General features: G+C 33.3%; 8 protein-coding genes and 1 tRNA gene. 5 read left to right on the top strand and 4 right to left on the bottom strand.

Features of this window, described 5'->3' with window-relative positions; all coding sequences use genetic code 11:
- The 3 genes from L6Q46_RS01915 to L6Q46_RS13995 form a co-directional block, all read left to right on the top strand.
- Positions 1-480, top strand: a 480-nt coding sequence (locus L6Q46_RS01915) for an AraC family transcriptional regulator (protein ID WP_291282867.1), incomplete at its 5' end; no start/stop codon positions are given.
- Positions 481-549: 69 nt separating this feature from the next.
- Positions 550-768: a hypothetical protein gene (locus L6Q46_RS01910; RefSeq protein WP_291282866.1), complete on the top strand. Its 219-nt coding sequence runs from the start codon at positions 550-552 to the stop codon at positions 766-768.
- Positions 720-962, top strand: coding sequence for a Rid family hydrolase (locus tag L6Q46_RS13995; protein ID WP_363315822.1), 243 nt, complete (start codon positions 720-722; stop codon positions 960-962). The genes L6Q46_RS01910 and L6Q46_RS13995 overlap by 49 nt, the downstream gene beginning before the upstream one ends.
- 154 nt (positions 963-1,116) lie before the next feature.
- Here the strand turns inward: L6Q46_RS13995 and L6Q46_RS01905 are convergent, their stop codons facing one another.
- Positions 1,117-1,821, bottom strand: coding sequence for a DsbA family protein (locus L6Q46_RS01905; RefSeq protein WP_291282865.1), 705 nt, complete (start codon positions 1,819-1,821; stop codon positions 1,117-1,119).
- 16 nt (positions 1,822-1,837) lie between these two features.
- Positions 1,838-2,740, bottom strand: a complete 903-nt coding sequence (locus L6Q46_RS01900; protein ID WP_291282864.1) for an NmrA family NAD(P)-binding protein — start codon at positions 2,738-2,740, stop codon at positions 1,838-1,840.
- A 113-nt stretch (positions 2,741-2,853) separates the two neighbouring features.
- Here L6Q46_RS01900 and L6Q46_RS01895 point away from each other — a divergent pair, with 113 nt between their 5' ends.
- Positions 2,854-3,204, top strand: a complete 351-nt coding sequence (locus L6Q46_RS01895; protein WP_291282863.1) for a helix-turn-helix domain-containing protein — start codon at positions 2,854-2,856, stop codon at positions 3,202-3,204.
- Between the two features lie 35 nt (positions 3,205-3,239).
- Here the strand turns inward: L6Q46_RS01895 and L6Q46_RS01890 are convergent, their stop codons facing one another.
- Positions 3,240-4,487 (bottom strand): site-specific integrase, encoded by a 1,248-nt coding sequence (locus L6Q46_RS01890; RefSeq protein ID WP_291282862.1) that lies wholly within the window; start codon positions 4,485-4,487, stop codon positions 3,240-3,242.
- A gap of 277 nt (positions 4,488-4,764) precedes the next feature.
- A tRNA-Ser gene (locus tag L6Q46_RS01885) sits at positions 4,765-4,849 on the bottom strand.
- 771 nt (positions 4,850-5,620) lie between these two features.
- Here L6Q46_RS01885 and L6Q46_RS01880 point away from each other — a divergent pair.
- Positions 5,621-6,172, top strand: a complete 552-nt coding sequence (locus tag L6Q46_RS01880) for a DUF6642 family protein (protein WP_291282861.1) — start codon at positions 5,621-5,623, stop codon at positions 6,170-6,172.
- Positions 6,173-6,309: the final 137 nt, after the last annotated feature.

Below are 6,309 nucleotides of genomic sequence, written 5' to 3'. Positions count from 1 at the left end.
GACATTGATTTAAACGAATTAGAAAATCAACTTCGAAAATTGTTGGAAAAACCATTTTCAAAGGATCAATCCAATCAACTTAAGAATATGATTGTTTCATTCATTAACGAGGTTAACGCTAGTCATAATGGTGGTAGCATTGAGTCCAAAGAATACTTGGGTTTCTTAAGATTATTAGAAGAAAATTATAATAAATTTTACTGCATAAAGGAATACTCTCAGTTGATGAAAGTATCTGCAAGAAGTTTAAATAAAATTGTGAAAAATAATTCGGGGAAAAGTACTTGTAAGTTAGTAAGTGACAAAATAATTGAAAACGCAAAAAAAATGCTGACGGATAGTAAGTTATCAGTTAAAGAGATTGCTTTTAATTTAGGATTTGAAGACCAATATTATTTTAGCCGTTATTTTAAAAAGTATACCGGAGTATCGCCAAGAAATTATAGAGTATCGAATGCAAGTTTATCCATCAAAATGTAAATTTTTCCATTTTATGCGTCATTAGCTCACCATAGTTTTGTCCAGTAATTTAATCTAATGAAAATTAAAATGATGGAAAAAACAAATTTGAAAGAGATTTTTCACCTCAAAGGTTTCGAAAAATCATACGGTTATGCTCAGGCAGTTAAAGTAGGTAATTTACTTTATGTATCAGGAACTGTCAGTATTGACGATGAAGGAAAACCGAGAGCAGAAAATGATATGCAAGTACAAGTACAATATATATATATGAAGATATTCGTCTATCTCTTGAGGCATTTGGACTAACTTTTGATAATGTTGTAAAAGAAGCCATATTTTCAACTGATTTAGAGAGATTTAAAAAAGAAGGACTACAGACTAGAGCGAATTTCTACCAAGGAAAGAGTCTTCCTGCATCTTCAGCATGGATTGAAGTTGTAAGGCTTGCGTTTCCCGAGTTTTTAATTGAAATTGAAGTTATAGCAGCCTTTCCATCTTAGTGTTATCAATAGTAAAACATATGCAGGTATAATGGCTTTAAAAAATGCCTTTTTATTGAAGTTTAAAGAATGATTTATCATAGTTTTATAGATTTAAATTGTAAAGTAAGGTATTGTAGTAAATATAAAAGCTGTTTTAAGCATACAAGCTTTATTAATGTTTTAGTGAGTCCTTTACTAAAATCTTGCTATCAATCAATTTTTTTGCTCTGTCAAATGTTACGAATCCTTGAAATAAAATTTCCTTCTTACCATCGATTTCTATTAGAACAGTGGGAAAGCTAAAGGCTTCAAGTTCTTCTGCATATTCAAATTCTTGATAAGCTTTCTTAATATATACACTATCCATCATTTTCTTGTTGAAATCTGTTTTGTCATATCCAAGTTTTGCCGCATAAATACCATAAGCTTCGTAGTTTTCTGGCTCAATTCCGTCAACGTAATACATTTTGTGAAGTAGTCCAGCAAATTCAAGGGATTTGTCAGGATATTTTTCTTTCATAATGCTTAGGGCTATGGCAGGAGGCAATGAATTTAAAACCATTGTTCCTTTTTTTAATGTTTCGTTAACGAAAGCATCGCCAAATTTTACACCACAAGTGCTTTCTACATCAGTGTATGAAGTCTTTATATAAGGAGCCACCACATCAATTGGTCCTGCACCTTTTCCTAATTTTAGACCACCACTAACCACTTCAAAATCAATTTTGTCCTGGTAGTAGGTTTTAAGTTTTGCCATAGTAGGACTAAAACCAAAACACCAGCCACAAATAGCATCGTACACGTAAATTATCTTTACTTTTTCCATCTCTTTTTTCTTGGGTTGAAAAGAGCAGGCAACAAGCATTATTGTTGCCATACTCAATAATTTAATTTTAGACATTTTTTGTAAATGAAGATTTATTTTGAGCCACCCATTCTTCGATATTTGTCATTTGAATAGGTAACTTTTTCAACACTTCATGTATTTGAGATGAATGCATTACAGGATAATTTTTAGTATCTGCAATTTCTTGATACATTGTCTCTGCACCTTTACCAGCTCCAGCTCCAAATAGACCATCTAAAAGCTGACCAAAATCTTTTGGTGGCATTGGGTAATAACCGATAGTTTCGTTTAAGCCAATTGAAAACTTTTCTGCTAATTGTTTCCCTGTAAGATTTTCAATACCACTAACTAATAAGCTTTCACCAGCTAACTCTGGTTTAAAAATAGCTTCTGCCACAAATGAAGCCACATCTTTTGTAGCAATCCAACCTATAGGCATTTCTTCGGGTGTAGGATAGGCCACTTTTTTCTCATTTACGACAAAAGGCACTGTCCAAGGACCCAAAAGATTTTCGGCATAAACAGATGGTTGGATAATAATATGCGGCAAACCAGTTTCTTTTAAATAATTGGCAATGTCAATTCTATAATCCATTGAGGGATTACCAATTTTTACGGGCAAAATAAATCCGCTTGAATTCCAAACCAATAATTTCACATTATTTGCAATTGCAGCATCAATCGCATTTTTAGCATAATTAAAACCTTCGTTGGGATTTGCAAGAAAGAATGGCACTAAAAAGGATATTGCATCTACTCCTTGAGTAATTTCTATTAAACGGTTTGCATCAGCCATATCTGCTAAAACAGCAGTCGCTCCATTTTGTTCTAGTAATTCCAATTTGTCAGCGAGATGTGTTGTCGCTATTACTTTTGCACCTTTGTTTTGAAGTGCCTTAATCACTGGGAATTGTTGTGAGCCTGTGGCTCCGTAAACTAATACTTTCATATTTTTGATTTCTATTTTAATAATAACACAAAGATAATTACCTTTGCTATACAATAGTAACTACTATACTTTTGTATACTAATATACTTTGGTATAGTAAAAATTAAAAAGCCATGAAGACATCAAAAGAATGTGTTGAATACATACGTCCAGTGCGAGATGTGTTAGATATTATTAACGGCAAATGGAAGCTACCTATTTTGATAGCATTGTCGTTTGGTAATAAACGATTTAAAGAATTAGAAAGAGATGTTGAGGGAATTACTCCCAGAATGTTATCAAAAGAACTAAGAGATTTGGAAGTAAACCAACTTGTTATTCGAACAGTTCATGATACCATACCTGCCACGGTTGAGTATAGTCTTTCAGATTATGGTAAGTCGTTAGATGACGTAATTATTGCTTTGAGAGAGTGGGGTAAAAAACATCGAACCAAATTGTTTGCTAAATCTCGAATTGTCTGAAAATAGAGTTGACTTGATTTAATAAAATATAGAAATCAACTTGATTTATTAATAGCAACATTTATTCCAATAGTTTTAAATTTATCTTTCAATATTTTCATATCATCGCTAACTTTCCTATCTAACACTTTAGCATAATGTTGCGTAGTTCTTAAATTTTTATGTCCTAGCATTTTACTCACGCTTTCAATAGGTACACCATTTGTAAGCGTTACAGTTGTTGCAAAAGTATGTCTAGCAATGTGAAAAGTCAATTCTTTATCAATTTTACAGATGCCAGCAATTTCTTTTAAATAAGCATTCATTTTTTGATTTGATAGAATAGGAAGTAACTTATCTTCTCCAACACATTGCGGATGATTTTCGTATTTGTCAATTACCATTTGTGTTACTGGAAGAATCGGAATCTTTGAAGCACTTTCTGTTTTCTGGCGATGGGTAAAAATCCATCTCTCTCCGTCAATACCGATGCTTATATGTGATTTGGTTAAGTTCTTCACATCAATATAAGCCAAGCCAGTAAAACAGCTAAAAAGGAATATATCACGAACAAGTGAAAGCCTATCGTTTTTTAAGTCCTTTTCTATTATTTCTTGAACTTCTTCTTCAGTCAAATACACACGTTCAACTTCTTTAACTTTTGCTTTATAATTGGCAAATGGGTTTTTCTCTAACCAATCATTGGCCAAACAGATTTTAATTATTTTACTAAAGTTCTTAATGTATTTTACAGCGGTATTATTAGAGCAATTTCTAACACTTCTTAAATAGAATTCATAATCAGTAATAAAAGCATGATTTATTTTAGAAATCTCAATATCTGAAATGCTATATTTCCATTCCAAAAACTCAATTGTATGCTTTAAAGAAGTAGTATAACGCTCTAAAGTTCCTGGAGCATATTCTTTTCCTACCAATTCTTTTATCTTATTGTTATGATCTTGAAAAATAGGAACAAGCATGCGTTGTTTTTCATCAGAACCAAAAAGCAATTCCTTAAAGTTTTCAATACTCAATTCTTGATTCTTGTGAATTAGTTCCATTTGAATATCTAATACTTTAGATTTTATTACATCAAGATAACCATTTATTGAACGGGCTTCCTCTGTAGTGCCTTTCATCTTACATGCTTCTGACAGCCATCGGTTAGGTTCTATAAACTTTTTAGTACTGAATTCTGTTCTGATTCCATTTACAGTTAGACGGACATAAATTGGAAATTGCCCTTTGGCATTAGCCTTTGAAGATTTTGCATAGAAATGCAGGTTTACTTTCGCTTTCATTTTACTGACTGATTAATTATTTATCAATTTATATTCTCAATCCAAGTCAAACAAGATGTTTAATGAGTGAACTAGCTATTTAATTCATCTTTAAACTCAGTGTTTGCAAGGGTTAAGGGATTTTAGCGAGACCCTAGATTTCTAGTTTTTTCTAGGGTCTCGATTTAGTCCCTTTAGCGATAAGATTCGATGAATAATTTGGTATATGTGCAAAAGCAAAAAACCCCGTAAATCATAAGATTTACAGGGTTTTGACACCATTTAGGATTTTTTTAAGCGGAGAAAGAGGGATTCGAACCCCCGGACCTGTTACAGTCAACAGTTTTCAAGACTGCCGCATTCGACCACTCTGCCATTTCTCCAATAAGTCGTGCGCTACTTCCGTATTGCGAGTGCAAATATAGAACGATTTTTTATTTCTGCAAACGTTTTCAAAAGAAAAAAGTAAAAAAAACACACTTTCCTCCTAACCTCTTTCACAACCATTTGAATGTCAGTAAATAAATAAAACTAAAATTTTAAGAAAAAATCAAGAACAAGCGCAAGAACAAAGTCAAAGTAATCATTTGTACCATTTATTTTCATAATCATCGTGGTTCAAGAGATGCTTAACAGCATGACAAACTGTGTGTATAGTCTTATGGTAACTATACCAAGTGAAACGCCTCTGTGTATCTCTCTCAACGCTATACAATTCAAAAAAAAACTCTGTGTGACTCTGTGCAAAACTTAGTAATACTTTGTGTTCTTAAAATCCGCCATCATCAGCGCTTTGCGCAAGTAAATCAGTTTCATCCGCGTGCCAAAGAATACCATTAGTTCAAGAGATGCTTAACAGCATGACAAACGATACGTGTAATCTAATGTTGATATACTAAGTATAACGCTCAGAGTAGCTCTCTCAACACAATCCGCTTCAAAAAAACTTCGCGCAACTCTGTGTAAAAACTATGTACCTATGTGTTTAAATAAAATCCGCCACCATCAGCGCTCCGCCTTGGCGGACCCGTTTCATCCGCGTTCCCATAAAAGCGCAACGCCCTAGCGTCCTTTGCGAAAAACCTTTAAGCTCTTTGCGTTTAAATAAAATCAACATTCAAAAAAACCACTTATTTTTGTAAAAAGAAAAAACAATGCAATCCAAACTATACTGCCTAGAAAGCGTTTCCGATCTCACTTCACAAACATCCAGCATCATCCTACCCTCTTTAGAAAAACTAGCGCTGCAATACAACATCACCAACGTTTACCAAACCTGTGACAGCATTGAAGGATTAGAAGAAAGTCTAAGTACACTGCTTTACGAAGACCGAAACTTCCATGATTACGAAATCATTTATTTAGTATTCCAAGGAAGAGACAACAACATTATCATCGATAATTATTTATACAGCTTAGAAGAAATAGCCGAGTTCTTCGAAGGCAAACTCACCAACAAACGCATCCATTTTGCCAATACCCTTCAACTAGACTTAGATTCCGAAACCGCTCAATATTTCTTAGATGTCACGGGAGCTATTTCCATTTCAGGCTATCGCAACCCTGCTCCTATCCTTAGCACCATTATCGACAACCCGTTCTTCGCGTTATGCCAAGAATATGATGACGTAACCGATATTGTGGAAGAATTATTCGAAAAGCATTACACCTTAGCCAAAGCGATGGGGTTTACTTTGCATTATTAAGAAATTTTATTCAATTAAGAAGGATATCACTGTAAAAAAGTCTTTTGATTATAACTTTTCACTATTCAAAAAGTGTTGGTAGCTAATTTAATAAATCCTTTAATAATATTACAACACCACAGTAGTAGCTAGATTTC

Origin of the sequence: Flavobacterium sp. (assembly GCF_023151265.1) — a bacterium.
GTDB lineage: Bacteria > Bacteroidota > Bacteroidia > Flavobacteriales > Flavobacteriaceae > Flavobacterium.
Note: the sequence above shows the minus strand (reverse complement) of the source record. Positions and strands in the feature narration are given on the sequence as shown.

Coding starts and splice junctions, on each gene's coding strand:
- L6Q46_RS01910 (WP_291282866.1), top strand. CDS start 550: ATGATGGAAAAAACAAATTTGAAAGAGATTTTTCACCTCAAAGGTTTC.
- L6Q46_RS01905 (WP_291282865.1), bottom strand. CDS start 1,821: ATGGCAACAATAATGCTTGTTGCCTGCTCTTTTCAACCCAAGAAAAAA.
- L6Q46_RS01900 (WP_291282864.1), bottom strand. CDS start 2,740: ATGAAAGTATTAGTTTACGGAGCCACAGGCTCACAACAATTCCCAGTG.
- L6Q46_RS01895 (WP_291282863.1), top strand. CDS start 2,854: ATGAAGACATCAAAAGAATGTGTTGAATACATACGTCCAGTGCGAGAT.
- L6Q46_RS01890 (WP_291282862.1), bottom strand. CDS start 4,487: ATGAAAGCGAAAGTAAACCTGCATTTCTATGCAAAATCTTCAAAGGCT.
- L6Q46_RS01880 (WP_291282861.1), top strand. CDS start 5,621: ATGCAATCCAAACTATACTGCCTAGAAAGCGTTTCCGATCTCACTTCA.